The 16080-nt window shown below is 34.0% G+C and carries 16 protein-coding genes; 7 read left to right on the forward strand and 9 right to left on the reverse strand.

Annotated elements, in window-relative coordinates; translation table 11 throughout:
• The coding region (locus X928_RS04815; RefSeq protein WP_146026636.1) for a transposase at positions 1-385 on the forward strand (385 nt) is incomplete at its 5' end.
• A gap of 170 nt (positions 386-555) precedes the next feature.
• On the opposite strand, the gene X928_RS04820 is transcribed toward X928_RS04815, so the two are convergent.
• The gene (locus X928_RS04820) at positions 556-2097 is read right to left on the reverse strand and encodes an alpha-amylase (protein WP_103078736.1); all 1542 of its coding nucleotides are present in this window, start codon (positions 2095-2097) and stop codon (positions 556-558) included.
• 275 nt (positions 2098-2372) lie between these two features.
• On the opposite strand from X928_RS04820, the gene X928_RS04825 reads away from it, so the two are divergent.
• The 6 genes from X928_RS04825 to X928_RS04850 all read left to right on the forward strand — a co-directional run bounded on the left by X928_RS04825 (position 2373) and on the right by X928_RS04850 (position 7688).
• Complete coding sequence (locus X928_RS04825; protein ID WP_103078737.1) at positions 2373-3065, forward strand: DUF554 domain-containing protein; 693 nt, start codon at positions 2373-2375, stop codon at positions 3063-3065.
• 209 nt (positions 3066-3274) lie between these two features.
• Positions 3275-4417 carry a zinc-binding metallopeptidase family protein gene (locus X928_RS04830; RefSeq protein ID WP_103078738.1) on the forward strand — a complete coding sequence of 381 codons (1143 nt, stop codon included), beginning with the start codon at positions 3275-3277 and terminating at the stop codon, positions 4415-4417.
• Positions 4418-4436: 19 nt separating this feature from the next.
• Entirely contained in the window at positions 4437-5414 is a 978-nt protein-coding gene (locus tag X928_RS04835; RefSeq protein WP_103078739.1) for a glucosyl-3-phosphoglycerate synthase, read from the forward strand.
• Positions 5411-6928, forward strand: a complete 1518-nt coding sequence (locus tag X928_RS04840) for a glycosyltransferase family protein (protein ID WP_103078740.1) — start codon at positions 5411-5413, stop codon at positions 6926-6928. Before X928_RS04835 ends, X928_RS04840 begins: the two co-directional genes overlap by 4 nt.
• Positions 6929-6970: 42 nt before the next feature.
• Positions 6971-7231 (forward strand): DUF3783 domain-containing protein, encoded by a 261-nt coding sequence (locus X928_RS04845; protein WP_103078741.1) that lies wholly within the window; start codon positions 6971-6973, stop codon positions 7229-7231.
• A 13-nt stretch (positions 7232-7244) separates the two neighbouring features.
• The gene (locus X928_RS04850) at positions 7245-7688 is read left to right on the forward strand and encodes a reverse transcriptase-like protein (RefSeq protein ID WP_281255724.1); all 444 of its coding nucleotides are present in this window, start codon (positions 7245-7247) and stop codon (positions 7686-7688) included.
• Between the two features lie 5 nt (positions 7689-7693).
• Here the strand turns inward: X928_RS04850 and X928_RS04855 are convergent, their stop codons facing one another.
• From X928_RS04855 to X928_RS04890, 8 genes are all read right to left on the reverse strand, one after another.
• Entirely contained in the window at positions 7694-8644 is a 951-nt protein-coding gene (locus X928_RS04855; RefSeq protein ID WP_169926312.1) for a sulfotransferase, read from the reverse strand.
• Positions 8645-8664: 20 nt separating this feature from the next.
• On the reverse strand, positions 8665-9378 hold the full coding sequence (locus tag X928_RS04860; protein WP_103078744.1) for an ABC transporter ATP-binding protein: 714 nt from the start codon (positions 9376-9378) through the stop codon (positions 8665-8667).
• A complete protein-coding gene (locus X928_RS04865; RefSeq protein ID WP_103078745.1) occupies positions 9363-10097 on the reverse strand; it encodes an ABC transporter permease in 735 nt (244 codons plus the stop codon). The genes X928_RS04860 and X928_RS04865 overlap by 16 nt, the downstream gene beginning before the upstream one ends.
• Positions 10094-11020, reverse strand: coding sequence for an ABC transporter substrate-binding protein (locus X928_RS04870; protein ID WP_103078746.1), 927 nt, complete (start codon positions 11018-11020; stop codon positions 10094-10096). The genes X928_RS04865 and X928_RS04870 overlap by 4 nt, the downstream gene beginning before the upstream one ends.
• A gap of 159 nt (positions 11021-11179) precedes the next feature.
• A complete protein-coding gene (gene thrC / locus X928_RS04875; RefSeq protein WP_103078747.1) occupies positions 11180-12244 on the reverse strand; it encodes a threonine synthase in 1065 nt (354 codons plus the stop codon).
• Positions 12231-13526 (reverse strand): homoserine dehydrogenase, encoded by a 1296-nt coding sequence (locus X928_RS04880; protein WP_103078748.1) that lies wholly within the window; start codon positions 13524-13526, stop codon positions 12231-12233. The genes thrC and X928_RS04880 overlap by 14 nt, the downstream gene beginning before the upstream one ends.
• A 426-nt stretch (positions 13527-13952) precedes the next feature.
• Positions 13953-14912: a carbohydrate kinase family protein gene (locus tag X928_RS04885; protein WP_103078749.1), complete on the reverse strand. Its 960-nt coding sequence runs from the start codon at positions 14910-14912 to the stop codon at positions 13953-13955.
• Between the two features lie 10 nt (positions 14913-14922).
• Positions 14923-15858: an aldo/keto reductase gene (locus X928_RS04890; protein WP_103078750.1), complete on the reverse strand. Its 936-nt coding sequence runs from the start codon at positions 15856-15858 to the stop codon at positions 14923-14925.
• Positions 15859-16080 lie beyond the last annotated feature (222 nt).

Raw genomic sequence — 16080 nt, forward strand, 5'->3', positions numbered from 1 at the left:
ATATCAATCACTCATCTCTGTCAACGGTATCGGTCCTGTTATCTCCTCTGGTATCATCAGTGAGATAGGTACGATAGCTTCCTTTCAATCTCATGATAAGTTGGCTAAGTTTGCAGGACTGACTTGGAGAAAACGTCAATCAGGGAATTATTCCTCTGATGAGACAGAAATGACTAAAACAGGTAATCCGTATCTTCGATACTACCTTATCGAAGCTGCTAGCTCCGTTAAAAATCATATCCCTGAGTTCAAAGAGTATTATCGGAAAAAATACTACGAGGTTACCACTCATCAACACAAAAGAGCCCTCGCGCTCACGGCTCGTAAGTTGGTTCGCATGATTTTTGCATTGCTGAGCAAAAATCGAATCTATTCAAATTACTAAGTTGAATAGATACAAGTGAATCTTTTTGTGTTTTCAAGCCTATTTTGTGTTTTTCTGAAAGTATGGGCATTGTCAGTTACGCTAATTTTTAACAATTTTTTTGATTTTTACCTCTTGACATATCACCGATTAGCTTTTTAAGATTTTGGTATTTGATTTTTTCCTTTCAATCAAAGAGGTACCCATACTGACCAACCTTCATCTTCACTCATTATAACTTTGAAATCCCCGTATCCATTTTCATCAGTTGTTACTGTACCTTGTATATGACCTGTATAATCGTAGAATGTTGTGTTAGGCTGGCGTGAATTAATACGTTTGGTTCTCACTTCATTTGTTTCTCCATCTGAAATCAATAAAACAAGCCCGTCTTTTTCCACCTCTGGTAGTCCTTCTCTTACATAACCGTAAACATCTTCATCGTTGTTATCAACTTCATACCCTCGCCCATATGCGTAATCCTTTCTAACTTCTAATAGTTTGTCTATTCCTTCTTTCATTCCATATATGTAGTAATCTTTCCAAAAAACAACCGGTATTCCGTACTCTCTGGTTAAAATATAGGCGTAAGCTTGATATTTTCTTCTGTAAATTCCAGGCTTATTGTCCTCGTCCCTATTAGTATCGTGATTCTCAACGAAAGTAACAGCCCTGTCCTCATAGCCCTCTTTGTTCACCAATCCGACAAATTTTAGATTTCTTAAATCTGCACCATCGATCATATCTTCGAAAAAGGTTCTCAAAGGAAAGTCGAATACTTTCAAACTCTCATTACCTAAAGTGTCAAGAAACCTAGCTAATTCATTTGTATTTTCTATCCATGCTTCTCCGACATAAAACAGATCTTTTGTTGAACTGTCTTGTACATCGTTTATCCATTCATTTACAAACCTATAATCAACATGTTTTACGGCATCTAAGCGAAATCCATCAAAGTTTATATCGTTTACAATCCACTTCCCCCAGTTGATAACATCCTCTTTCACAGCAACATTTTCATAATCAACGTCTGCTCCCATTAAGTAGTCTTCAGCAAACGTCTTATCCGAATTTTTGCCTTCAAACAAATATTTGCCACTTGTCCCTGTTTTTTCGTCCCAATCAACTCCATCAAAAGATTGCCAATTCCACGTAAAATCACTGTATTTACCGTTTCTACCTGGGAAGTTAAAAACAGTCCATGCTTGTATAGTTCCGCCTGGTTTCTCAGGGCTACTGTCACTCAACTTAACCTCTTCGGTCCCATCGGCACCCATTCTATGATTCAACACTGCATCGTAATAAACCTTTATGTTGTTCGAATGAAGTGATGATATCGCATCTTCTAACTCTTCCTTTGTTCCATACTTTGTGCGTGTCGTGCCCTTTTGATAAAATTCCCCCAAATCCCACAGGTCGTATGTTCCATACCCTACATCATCTTCTCCATGCATACCTTTGTTTGCAGGGGGTAACCAAACCGCTGTAAAACCTTTTTCTGATAGATCAGAAGCTCTCTCCTCCAATAGTACCCATAAATCTTCTTCTTCGGGATGATCAACTAAGTAATCACCTGTTGCCATCTCCCAGTAAAAGGCTTGAAGAATCGTTTCATTTTGAGTTGATGGAATCTCTTGATCAAAGGGAAGTTTAAAAAAAACACCACTGCATGCAAAAAGTACAAAGGTCAGTAGAAAAATTAATATGCCGGTAAAAACTTTTCTTTTATTCAAAAAATAAATCTCCTTAACTTTAAAAATAAAAGTCATAAATGGAAATGATTCCATTCAATTATAGCACTAATGGAAACATTTCCACAAACCCGAATAAGAACGATTATGGACGTTTATGAGAGTTTAGAGAAAAATAAATGCAATTAGAAAGGTAAATCTTAAAATTTCTTCATTTTTGTAAGTTTTTTGTAATTAAACATCCATTTGATTCTTTGGTATAATTATTAAAAAACTTTTAATGGATTCAATGCCGCAAAGAGGGAGGGGAATTAGTAGTGTTTAACATCGCTGTCATTGTAAACACTTTAGCCGTTTTAATTGGGGGTACATTGGGAACATTTATTGGGAATAAATTGCCAGATAATTTGAGACTTATTTTATTTCAAAGTGTTGGTCTGACTACTTTTTTGATCGGAATAGGGATGGGGTTAGATGCAAGCAATTTGATCGTGGTTTTGGTATCTTTGGCACTGGGAGGAGTAATTGGAGAGTTATTGAGAATTGAAAACGGTCTAGGAAAATTGGCAAACATCGTTGAAAGATCACAGGGAGAAACACCTTTTGTAAGGGGATTTATTACCGCCACCGTTCTTTTTGTTATAGGCCCTATGACGATAATTGGATGTCTAAATGCCGGTCTTTCAGGAGATAACTCTGTTATTTTCTTAAAATCTGTTCTGGATGGAATTTCTTCTATGGTCTTAGCCTCGGTTTATGGCGTGGGGGTTACATTCTCTGCTGTGAGTGTATTTTTGATTCAAGGTTCGATAGTTAGTTTGGCTGGAATGCTTTCTTTCCTTTCAAATCCTTATTATTTGAATGATTTTACAGCCGTGGGTGGGGCAATGATAATTGCCATTGGAATAAGACTTTTGGAGATAAAAGATATAAAAGTAGGAAATTTCCTTCCTTCTTTGATAATTGTCGTTTTGATAAATTATATTCTTACCTTTTTTGGCAGGTTTTGACAAATTCCTATAAAATATGTTATAATGTTTAATAGAAAGACTAACAAATGTTTTCTTCTTATTTAAACTACTATTCATATCTTTGCCGCCCATACTATATTCACCTATATTTCTAATACTGATGAATTAAACAAAACTAATTATCAAACCTTTTTTCGAAAGGTAGTTGTTTTTATTACTTGTTAAAAAGGCAGAAAGGAGGAATTTAAATGCTTAGATTAGAAGATGCTTTATGGAAACTGGAAAAATATGAAGATGAACTGTTATCTAATACGATACTTTACAATCAACTTCCTTTAAAAAACTTCGACGAGCAAAAAAACTTTATAATAAACAGATTGAGAGAAATGAACTCACCAAATATTAAGGAAGATGATGAAGGGAATGTATATGTCTCGTTTGTTAACGACGATACATCTCCTACGGCACTTGTTTTCACAACTATAGATGAGATACACGATCCACTTGTTGAAAGATTTGCCAGGGTATTAAAAGGAAAAATAGAAGGTTTAAAGATCGTTTCGTCTTCACTTAAAGTAGCAGCTCTCTTGACTATGATAAAGTTTTTGCACTCAGAAAATGTAGACTTGAGAAAGAACGTATTTTTCCTTTTTCTAAACCAGGCAAGAAAAAACAAATTTTTGAGTTTAGGAGAGTTTTTACAAGAAAATATCAAAAGTTTGGACTATGCCATTAAAGTTAATGGTATCAATTTGGGAGATCTTGGGCATCGTTCTTTGGGAAAATATGTCTACAAATTAAAGTTTTATTCTCGAGATTCAATACACAAAACTTCTAAAGCTCCATCAACCCTAGAGATATTGTACAGAATAACTTCTAATCTGAAAGAAAATGCAGATATGGAAGGCACCTCTGTAAGCATCTTAAAACTTGACAGATTCGAGGACAACACCGAAGTGATAATGGAGATAAAGAGCGAAGGAGACCAAGATTTAGAAACTATAAGTGAAAATTTAAGATCCACCGTCACGGAATTGGCAGAAAGATACAATTTAAAGATCAAATTGAATCTACTTTCATACATTCCGACCACTTTCATACCAAATGACCATCCTTTGATCGAACAGATCAGAGAGGTTCACAGTCATTTAAACATCAAAACCAAATTGGTTGCTTTAGACAAAGATGAAGCATTGATAATTAAATCAGGTATTCCAGCAGTTTCCCTAGGTATAGGGAAAGGTGAAATATTAGATGGCACAGAATATTTTGAAAGAGATGGTGTAATGAAAGGTCTGAATCAAATTTTGATGGTAGTTGATAATGTAACAACAGAAAACTTTGCTGAAGAAGAGATAGATCAGGACATTATAGGAGAAGAAAAAGATTAAACAGAAAGGAAGATAAAAGATGAAGGACAATATTTTAAAACGTTCTTTTCACCATTCAAAGTTTGAAAACATTAAAGAGCTTGTTAAAATAAAAGAAAAACAAGATGTAAAAATATCCCTTGCCTTTCCTTCTTTAAACGAAGAAAAAACAATTGGTAAAGAGATAATCATTATGAAAACAGAACTTATGGAAAAATATCCATTATTGGATGAAATTGCTGTAATTGACTCTGGCTCAGAGGATGAAACAGTTTCTATAGCAAAAGAGTACGGTGCAAAAGTTTTTTACTCCAGTGATATTTTACCCGAATACGGTTTTTACAAAGGAAAAGGAGAAAATCTATGGAAAAGTTTATACGCACTTAATGGTGATATAATCGTATGGGTGGATTCAGATATAGAGAACATACATCCAAAATTCGTATACGGTTTAGTTGGTGCTTTGTTGAATTATCCAGAAATAGGCTACGTCAAAGCCTTTTATGATAGACCCATTGTGGGAAAATCAGCAATGCAACCAACGGGTGGAGGAAGGGTTACCGAATTGGTTGCAAGGCCTTTATTTTCTTTGTTTTACCCGGAGTTGTCAACGATAATTCAACCGTTAAGTGGTGAATATGCAGGAAGAAGGGAAATTTTAGAAAAACTACCGTTTTTTGTGGGTTACGGCGTGGAAATTGCTCATCTCATTGACATATCTGAAAAATTTGGCACCGAGATAATAGCTCAAGTGGACCTTGAACTTCGAATACACGACAACCAACCTTTACACTCACTGAGTAAAATGGCTTTTGAACTCACAAAGGTAGTATTAAAAAGATTGGAAAAATATGGAAAATTAGATTTAAACACCGAATTGAACGATAAACACCTAATGATTCAAAAAAAAGAAAATGAGAAGATATTAGTTCCAACGGAGATACTAAGTGTTGAAAGACCTCCTATCATCACCATCCCAGAGTATAAAGAAAAGTTTTCAAAAGGGGAGAAAGTATGAACAACCTTTACATCTTCCACTATCATTACATAAAAGGTGGAGTTTCTACCGTTGTTAGAAATATTGTAAAATCTCTAAAAGACGAATACAAAATTACTCTCTTTGGTTCAAAAAAAATGGGGATAGATGGAATAGAAGAGGTCTTATCTTACAAAAATGTTGATTTTATTGATTTCCCAGAGCTCGGATACATATATTATGACAGCACCGATTATAAAACTTTTCTCGAACTCAAAGAATCTATAAAAAACAAATTGAACAATTATCACGATGAAAGGGCTAAATACTGGGCACATAACTATAATTTAGGCAAAAATCCTGCATTCACACAAGCTTTTAAAGAATTTATCACAACAAAAAATGTACCCACAATTATTCAAATTCACGATTTTCCTGAATGTGCAAGATGGGAAAACTATTCTTTTATAAGAAAATTCATAAATTCTTCCCTATACCCAATAAAAGAGAATATACAGTATGCAACTATCAATCTATCCGATTACAATAGGCTTATAAAAAGTGGTATACCTTCAGAAAATACTTTTTATCTTCCAAACGCTGCTGAATTTGCTAAAAATAAAGATAAAATAAAAGACATTGACAAAGATGAAGTCATAAATAAACTAAAGAAATTGGGATATAACGTTGATCTCACAAATAAAAATATTTTGTATCCAACAAGGACGATAAGAAGAAAGAATATCTTAGAAGCGGTACTTATAAATCGTTTGTATGGAAAGAGTAATCTTCTTGTCACATTACCAGCTAATTCTGATAAAGAAAGGCCATACGAAAAAGTTGTAAAAGAAACCTTTGAATCTGAAAAAGTTAAAGGAGCTTGGGCTATTTCAGCAAAAGATCCTTCACTTTTTCCATATATACTGAATATTTCTGATCTTTTCTTTTCTTCGTCAGTATTAGAAGGATTTGGAATGATATATTTAGAATCAAAATTCAACGAAAAAAACTTTTTAACCAGAAAATTAGATGTGATAGAAGATTTCAAAAATATAAAAGAAATAAGTTATTACGATAGATTTTTGGTTAGTCTTTCTCCTAAAGAAATAAACAAAGTAAAAGAAAAATACGAAGAACAAATCAACAAGATACCTATCTCCGAAGAAAACAAAAATCACTTAAGACGAGATTTAAACAGCAAATTTGATAAAGATTTAATTGACTTTTCATTTCTCCCCGTAGAACTTCAAAAGAAATTCTGTATGGAAGAAGAAACAAAACTTAAAGATTTGAAAGATATTAACAAAGAAATATTTGATAAAATAGAAACGTTGACTACAACAAAGCACGTTGACCAAGGAATAAACATAGAAGATTTCTCATTGAAGGCGTATAAAAGTAAAATATTTTTATTATTAGATAAAGTGCAAGCTAGAGGAAACACCCCGAAGGGGGTTCAAGGAAGTACAAAGGAAATAGAAGATACAATAATTGACGAAAATATTCTAAAATCTTTTCTAACGTTAGACAATATAAGATTACTCTTTTCTTATTGAACAGGGCGAAGGGGCGCTAACACAACTTAGGAGGCTATTCCCATGTATGAAGATATTAAAAACATTCCCACAATTATAATTAACGGTATGTCCAAAGAACAAATACTCAGAATAATGAAAACGGTAAAAAATATGGAAAACTTACCTGAAAATATAATTTTTGCTTCCATTACTCCAACAAGTTCTCAATGGACAGTTGAAGAACTAATCAAAGAGCTAAAACAGGAAGACATAGAAATGAAAAAAGTAACAGAAAATCTCAAAAAAGGGGTATACGACAATTACAAAAAAGACAGCAAGTGAGAATAAAACTCTCATCGCCTATGTCGATGGAAGTTATGACGTAGAAACCAAAATATACGGTAGCGGCATAGTATTTCTAGATGGTGAAGAAAAACATCTCTTCTTTTCTGGTAATAACCCAGAATACTCCTCTAGCAGAAATGTTGCCGGAGAAATAAGTGCATCCATCTGCGCAATGGAATACGCCAAAGAAAAAGGTTACGAAAAGATAATAATAAATCATGATTACATTGGATTAGAGAAATGGTGTACCGGAGAATGGAAAACGAATAAAAAAATAACCATAGCTTATAAAAATTGCTATGATTATTTTAGTAAATTTTTAACAATACAATTCAATTGGGTAAGGGGGCACTCAGGAGATCATTACAATACATTGGCAGATCAATTGGCTAAAAAAGCATTAGAAAGCAAAAATTTCCGTGATTTAATAACGAAATATTTTTATATAAATTGATTTTTTCATGCAATTTCAAACCTATATCCTTTTTCCACTTTTTCGCGCCATTCTGATTCTTGACCATAATTAAACTTTTTCATCAATTGTCCACAATGTTTTTCCACAATAACTGCTTCCTTATTTTTCCACTCTTTCCAATGAGGGATAACGTAGTTTTTAGAACTGGAGTTAATTTTTCTATTCAATAGTTGTGGTTTGAACTCATAATTCTTTGAAAAACCGTCTTCAAAATTGGTAATAAAATCCAAAAACTCTTTGAAATACTTTTCTCTATCCTGATTTATCAAGAGATCTTCATATCTAAAAACTTTAAAATTTGCTTTGCTGCTCATTTTTTCGAGAATAAAAGAATTAAGTTTGTTATAATACCAGCAGAGTTTCTCAAATTTCGACATATTTTTCCATTTTTGTGCGTAAGGATCATCTTTGAAATCAGTTGCCTTCATGCTCATATTTAAAAAAGGAAAATCTATTTTACTATACAGCAGGGATGCCTTCGTACTCATTACAGATCTGATCCAAGTTCGGGGATCTCTAATAACAAATACAACCTTGCTGTTTGGAAATACTTTCTCAAGTAAGTCTACAATCCCATGCAGATGGTTATTCGATTCAACATAAAGCTCAGGGATAACATCTTTAAGTACTGACTTTCGCATTTGTTCTATATACCTTAATGCCTTATCATCGTTAACCCTTCCTGCACGTCTGTCGCTACTAAGTTTATACATAGAATATTTTGGAGTTAATTGACCTACTGTCATTCTTAAAAATCCATATTTTTTAATATCTTTCTTCCATTTGTTCCTATCTGTCACAAAAACTCCAGCGGGCTCATGAGTAGAATAACAATCATCGATCATAGAAGGAAGAACTTTACCTATGAACTTAGTGCCGGTCCTACCTGTGGAGACAATGAAAACTGAATGTTTGTAAATTGGAATAAACTTCACCTCCAAACCTCTTTATACTTTTAAACCAATACCTCTTCAGATTGGCTCATTACAAACTTTGTAATCTGGCTTTCTAACTCTAAAAATCTTTTATCATAAATATTTTTCTCATCTTTCGAAAGATTTATATTAAAAACATTTAATATTCTAGCAGGTCTTTGCGACAAAATAACTACTTTATTTCCCAGCATCAATGCCTCTTTTATGTCATGGGTGACCATTAATATTGAAAAATAATTTTTCTTCCACATCTTTTCTATATCTTTTATTATTGATAGTTTAATATTTAGATCCAAAGATGTGAAAGGTTCATCCATAAGCAAAATCTGTGGTTCAACTAATAAAGATCTGGCAATATTTACCCTTTGTTTCATACCTCCACTTAATTTAGAGGGTAAAAGATTTTCAAAACCTTCTAAACCTATCATACCGATAATTTGTTTAATTTTCTTTTCATCGTCTAAAACTATTTTTAGGTTGTCGTAAACCGTTCTCCAAGGTAATAATCGAGGTTCTTGGAAAACGTAACCGATCTTATCAACAAAGGTCTCAACTGTCCCTTCACTTTGCCTTTCTAATCCTGAAACGATCCTAAAAAAAGTGGTTTTTCCACAACCAGACGGCCCCAACAAAACGATTTTTTCTCCTTCTTGCAAATCAAGACTCCAGCCATCTATAACCAGAAAATCTCCAAACCTTTTGGTTAAACTATCAACTTTTAGTACATTTCCCATTTTTCTAACATCCTTCTTGAAATAATTTTAAATACACGCTCTGTAACTATACCTAATACAACAGCTATGATAGTAATTGCATAGATCCTAGGAACATCGACATACTGTCTCGCCCAAGCAAGTTCTACCCCCAAACCATTTCCACCAACTAGAAACTCTGTAACTAACACAACTTTCCATACATTCCCTATCGAAACTTCTATTGCTGCAATTACAAACGGAATGATCGAAGCTAAGTATACATGCCTAAATATTTTAGACCTTGATACTTTGTACAACCGTACCATCTCAAGTAATTTTCTATCGATGTTCTTAATCCCAGAAGCGGTTGTAAAAACCGTATTAGGTAAAATGGCCATAGTGCTTATTAAAATAGGACCACGCCATCCAACCCCCCATAGAAATACAACAAAAGCAAGCCAAGAAACCACCGGTATGGCTTGTATCATCATCAGCATAGGCCTAAAAATTTCATATATCGTATCGCTCATTCCCATTAAAAACCCCAAAATTATTCCGATAAAAGAGGAAAGAAACAAAACAATCAAAGTTTTCCATATCGTGTTCCATAATGCCACATAAAACCTCGGTGTACTTAGCTGATTTATTAAATTGCCTAAAACTTCATGAGGAAAAGGTAACACAAAAGATGAACCTATGACAAAAGAAAGAAAGTACCAAAGTAAAACGATCAACACAATTCCAAAAATAGTTTTCATCGATAATAAAATCCTTCTGTCGGTAAAGCAGGCAACCCTTCCGGATAAAGTTCATGCATCGTATTTAAAAAGTTATCTACTTCTTCTTTACATTCCACAATAGGAATGTATTCAAAAACTAATCTATTCATAGCTTCTTTAAGTATTGGAACGGGGATAGTTAAGTATTCGTTGGTTATTTTTAATGATTGATCTAAATTTATATTAGCCCACTCAACACTTTCAGAAAACGCATTCTCAACTTTTGAAACGATATCAGGTTCTTTTTCTAAAATCTCCTTTTTAACAAAAAGTCCTGCTATAGGAAGACCATACTTTGAACCTGAGATTTTATTCCATTCATTTTGAAAGTCTAAAATTATTTCTCCTTCTGTCCCTGTTATAGCTAATGTAGCAAATGGTTCTGGTAAAGCAGCATATTCTACCTTACCTGCTTTGAACAGAGAAACTATCTCCTGGGGAGGAAGGTAGCTGAATTTTACATCTTTATCAGGAACCAAACCATTTCTCACCAAAAGATACCTCATCAAAACGTCTACAGTTTGACCTCGACCATGAGGAGAATAGATTTCACAACCTTTTAAACTTTTTACATCTTCAAAATCAACATTGCTACTTCCTACCAAATAAAATGCTTTCCACTCGTGAACGCCTAACAATATTATTTCTAAACCTTGAGCGTATAAATTTGCACCTACGGTTATAGGAAGCACGGCAAAATCTGCTTGATTGGATACCAACAACGCTACCGCTTCATTAGCATCCTTCCAAAGACTTACATTTATTTCTACCTCTTCTTCTATCGTATCTTCCATCAACCCTGTTACCGGAACGACGGTTGGACCTAAAGGATTAGTGACTGTAATAGAAAAGACCAAGAGTGTAAAGAAAAAAGAGACGATTAACAAAGTTATTTTTTTCATGGGTATTTTCCTCCTGCATCTCTCTAATTTAATATCTTTAGAAACTCTAAACTTTACATATAGCGCCCCTTTACCAGACGTTAAGGGGCAAACCCCTTAAAAACCTCAAAACCTTATTTTGTTTAAAAAGTTCTTTTGCACAGAACAGCAAAATACTGATTACAGTCCTATCATTTTCAATATCCTACCAATTTCTGGTTCTACTGGATTGACCCTTGGTATCACACTGATCGCAGTATCGGGATCTTTTAAACCATGTCCCGTGAGCACCGCAACAATTTTACTTCCTTTTTTTATCTTATCAAATTTGAGCATCTTTTTAACACCAGCTACCGAAGCTGCAGAAGCAGGTTCTGCAAACACACCTTCGAGTGATGCCAATTCTTTATACGTGTTCAATATCTCCTCGTCGGTGACAAAATTTATAAACCCACCAGATTCTTTTGCGGCTTCTACAGCCTTCTCCCAATTAACTGGATTCCCTATTCTTATGGCAGTTGCAATGGTTTCTGGTTCCTTTATGACCTGATTTTTTACAATAGCGGCCGAGCCTTCCGCTTCAAAACCGATCATCTTGGGCAACTTGTCTGTTTTGTGATCTTTAAAGTATTCTTTGAAACCTTTCCAGTATGCTGTGATGTTTCCCGCATTCCCCACTGGAATCGCCAATATATCAGGAGATTTACCACCTAGTTGATCACATACCTCAAAAGCTGCACTTTTTTGCCCCTCTATCCTATATGGATTAAGTGAGTTCACAAGGGTTATAGGGTAATTGTCGGCAATCTTTCTTGTAATCTCTAAGGCAACGTCAAAATTACCTTTTATCGGTATAACTATAGCCCCGTGCATTAGAGCCTGAGACAATTTTCCGAGGGCGATTTTCCCTTCAGGAATTATAACCGCTGTTTTTAATCCTGCCCTACTTCCATAAGCCGCAGCGGAGGCAGATGTGTTACCCGTTGAAGCACAGATTATGGCTTTATCACCGTTCTGAACCGCTTTGGTTACGGCTAACGTCATTCCCCTGTCTTTAAAAGATCCCGTGGGATTAGCCCCATCATATTTCAGATAAAGCTCAATATCCCAAATATTACTAATTTTTTCTGCAAATATCAAAGGAGTGTTCCCTTCTTGCAAAGTAATTATTTCTGTTTTCTCATCGACGGGCATGTATTCTTTATAAGCATTTATTATACCCGGCCAAAAACTAAAATTTCTCATTGAAATCCTCCACCCTTATTATATTTTTTATTTCTATCACATCATCTAATTCTTTCAACGAATCGATTGCTTTTTTCATTTTTTTCTCTTCGATTGGATGCGTAAGTAAAAATATTGGTACAACAGGATTAAGTCTGTGTTTTTGAATTACAGAAGCGATGCTAACTTCGTTATCTCCAAAAGCCTTGGCTATTTTTGCAAAAACACCGGGTATGTCATTAACTCTCAATCTTATATAGAAAGAGTTTTCAATCTCATCTGTCCCAATTAACTTCAAGCCGTTTAACCTTCCGATACTGTATTCGTTTTCAATATGGTATTTAATACTTTTGGCAGCTTCCATAATATCTGCAACAACCGCGCTTGCGGTTGGCATCTCTCCGGCACCTTGTCCGTAAATCATTATATCTCCAACAACGTCTCCGTGAATCTGTACGACGTTGTATACACCGTTGATTTTTGAAAGCGGATTACTCTTTGGTATAAAAGTTGGATGGACCCTTATATCCAACATCTTGTCTTCGTACCTTTTTCCAATAGCCAATAATTTGATAGTATATCCTAATTCCTCAGCTATTTCTATATCTTCCCTTTCTATCTTATCAATCCCTTCTACATAGATTGAATTAACATCTATAAAACTCTCAAAGGCTAATGAAGACAAAATACTTATTTTATATGCACAGTCCAAACCACTTACATCAAAATATGGATCACTTTCCGCATAACCTAGGCTTTGAGCCTTTTTTAAAGCATCTTCAAAATCAATGGATTTTTCAGTCATTTGAGTTAAAATATAATTCGTAGTCCCGTTTAGAATCCCATAAATTCTTCCTATTTTATTTGCAATCATAGACTCTTTCAGAGTTTTAATTATTGGGATTCCACCACCCACGCTTCCTTCATAATATACCTTGACATTATTGTTCTTTGCTAGTTGAAATATCTCTCTACCATACTTAGCTAATATTAACTTATTGGCTGTTACAATATTTTTGTGATGGTTGATAGCTTCTTTAATATACCCTAATGTTGGGGTTTCTCCACCAATTAACTCCACCACGAGCTGAATTTCAGGATCTTCTATGATCTCTTTATAGTCTTCAGTAAGCAATGAAGCATCTACATCGTACTTCCTTTTTTTATTCTTTTCATTCACCAAGATCCTTTTGATTTGAATTTCCTCACCTAGTTTTCTTTCTATATCTTTCTTTTTAGTTGTGAGGATATTGTACACGCCTCCTCCAACCGTACCGCAACCAAGAAGACCTACTTTAATCATTGTAACTCCCTCCCTTTTCATTGACAATAACTAACCCCGGATGTTGATAGTTGAAAAAGTTATGAAATATTTTCTTGAGTTATGAAATTGAATGTTCAAAAGGTTTTTAATCAAAAGAATTCTATAACAACTTGGTTTTCAACAATTTTATCAACGTACTTTTCAACCTTTAATGTTTAAAAGTACTTTTTCACTAAATTTGTCGATATCTTAGTCGATAACAAAGTTGATAATCAAAGATATCAACATAACATTCGATAAAATCATTAAAAATTTTTTTTGAACATCTTAGTTGATAACGACGTTCAAAATTTTTGCCACTTTTGAACCTAAACAAACTCTCATTAAAAAAGAAAAATAGAACTTTTGAACTATCAACATTACTCTATCTTCACTACTATCACATAATTAAATATAAAAACAAATTTATAAAAATTCAAATTGTCTAACTTCAGATAAAGTTGGCATAGCATTCGCAGCACCTTGTTTCGTAGCAACAACAGCTGCACACTTATTAGCAAAATTCGCATAGTCGACAAGTTCTTCTACAGAAATACTGTAAAAATCCTCCTTAGATAAATCCCTTAACTTATACAAAATGCCTGCCATGAAAGAATCTCCACAACCTACAGTTTCAACAACTTTTACTTTATAACCCGGAACTCTTTCAATAATACCATCTTTATAAACCAAAGAACCTTCACTTCCTAAAGTCACAAACAAAATAGAACCTTCTTTGATGGAAAGTGTTCTAATAGCTTCTTCAACATCTTTTTTTTCAGTTATATAAAATAGATCATCATCGCTCATCTTCAATATATCAACTTTTTTAATTATACTCTTCACAAGATTGTTGTAACTTTCCCTATTTTTCAACAAAGACTTTCTAACGTTAGGATCAAAAGAGGTTAATAAACCTCGAGAGATAAAATTGTCAAACAATCTAGTCAAAGTACTCGATGTAGGTTCATCTATAAGAGCTATAGAACCAAAATGAAAGATATTAAATTTTTCATACTGCAAATTCGCTATGTCTTTTAATTCTAACCTCGTATCTGCAGCATCATCTCTATAAAATTCATATTCAGCCTTTCCTTGAGCATCAACTGCAGCAAAAGCCAAACAAGTTTTCAACCCCTCAGCCCTAAAAGAATAGTCAGTATTCACTCCATTTTCTTTTAAGTACTCAAAAAGAAATTTACCAAATTGATCCTGAGCTATCTTCGTTAAAAAAGAAACATCGGCACCTAACTTTGCAAGGCCTACAGCCACATTAAAAGGAGATCCTCCAGGTCGCTTCTCAAAAAGCCCACTTTCTCCAAGTCCTTTGTTAGGAGACTTCGATATAAAATCAAAGAGAATTTCACCCGCACAGAGAATAGCCATATATTGCCTCCTATTCACCAACTATTTTTTCGATCTTTAGATAAATGTCATCGCTAAGCTCCCAATTTCCAGCTTCAATATTTTCCAAAACATGCTTCTCATCTTTTGAACCAGCAATAACTGTCGACACTTGTTTGTGATGTAATAACCAATTTATAGCCATTTGAGATAAAGGTCTTCCAATTCTATTGGCTAAAATCTTTAATTCTTCAACTTTTTCTACACTTTTGATAAAAAGCTCTTTATTCTTAAATATTTCATCCATTGCTCTAGGATCGTTTTTCGGTGGTTCATAATCCTTTGAAATCTTTCCCGTTAACAACCCTTTCGCTAGAGGACTGTATGGAATCACCGTTAAATCATACTTATCAACGACTGGAAACAGCTCTTTTTCAACGTTTCTGACCAATAAGTTGTAATAATTTTGGGTGGAAACAATATCCACATATTTTATCAAAGTCTCTACTTGTTGTGCGCTAAAGTTAGACACACCGATGTATCTAGCTTTTTTGCTATCTAAAATCTGTTGTAACGCCTCAGCAGTTTCTTCTAATGGAGTATTGGGATCCGGCCAATGAATTTGATATAGATCAACATAATCACATTTTAGTCTTCTAAGTGAATCATCTATTTCTTTCAATACCCTTTCCTTTTTTAAATTATTCCTAATTCTTCCCCTTTGATCCCATTCCAAACCACATTTAGTAGCAATGTAAAGATCTTCTCTCTTTTTTCCTTTTAAAAATTCTCCAACTATTTCTTCAGATTGACCTCGACCGTAGGCAGGGGCGGTATCAAAAAAATTAACTCCATTATCGTAGGCTAAGTTCAATATTTTAACACCATTTTCCTTCTCAATAGGTCCCCAATTTCCACCTAACTCCCAAGCTCCGTATCCTACAACAGATACGTTCATATCTGTCTTTCCAAACTTTTTGAACCTCACAAAAACCACTCCTTTTCTAATTTGATTCTTAACTTACAAAAACAATGGGTATTCCTTGTTATTATTATACCATATAGAAAAATTCGTTGGTTTGTTAATTAGTTTCACAAATATGATAAAATTGCATATGAATAAAAAAAATTAAAGGGAGTTCATATGATTTGAAAGTCAAAAATATTATCGTTACGATAAGTTTGATTAGGTTCTATCACGAAAATAGTG

Origin of the sequence: Petrotoga miotherma DSM 10691, assembly GCF_002895605.1 — a bacterium.
GTDB lineage: Bacteria > Thermotogota > Thermotogae > Petrotogales > Petrotogaceae > Petrotoga > Petrotoga miotherma.